This window comes from Streptomyces sp. HPF1205 (assembly GCF_020400825.1).
Lineage (GTDB): Bacteria > Actinomycetota > Actinomycetes > Streptomycetales > Streptomycetaceae > Actinacidiphila.
The window spans coordinates 1-461 of sequence record NZ_JAINVH010000157.1; the positions used below are offsets into that span (position 1 = coordinate 1).

Annotated in this window: 1 protein-coding gene; it reads right to left on the reverse strand. The window is 73.8% G+C overall.

The genetic code is table 11. The features are described 5' to 3' along the window. A partial coding sequence (locus K7G61_RS36085; RefSeq protein WP_225851375.1) for a ketoacyl-synthetase C-terminal extension domain-containing protein occupies positions 1–461 on the reverse strand: 461 nt, incomplete at both ends.

Below are 461 nucleotides of genomic sequence, written 5' to 3' on the forward strand. Positions count from 1 at the left end.
AGTTTGCCGCTTTCCTGCTCGGCCACACCCTGGACCACGTGCGGCACGGACCGCCCTTCGGCGAGCGCCGCGAGCCCCTCCCGTACCTCGCCGTCGTCGGCTCCGAGCACGACCGCGCGCCGCTCGAAGACGGCGCGGCCGGTGGCGAGCGAGTACCCGACGTCCACGGCCCGCGCGCCCGTGCCGTCCGCGGGCATGCGGTCCAGCAGCCGCCGGGCCTGGGCACGCAGGGCTTCGGGACCGCGGGCCGACAGCGGCAGGGCGAGGCCGGCCGGGCGCGGGCCGGGTGCGGTGTCGGGGTTGTGGGTGGTGGTGTCGGTGGGGGGTTGTTCGAGGATGAGGTGGGCGTTGGTGCCGCTGATGCCGAAGGAGGAGATTGCGGCGCGTCGGGGGTGGTCGGTGGTGGGCCAGTCGTGTTGTTCGGTGAGGAGTGTTACTCCGCTGTCGTGCCAGTCGACGAA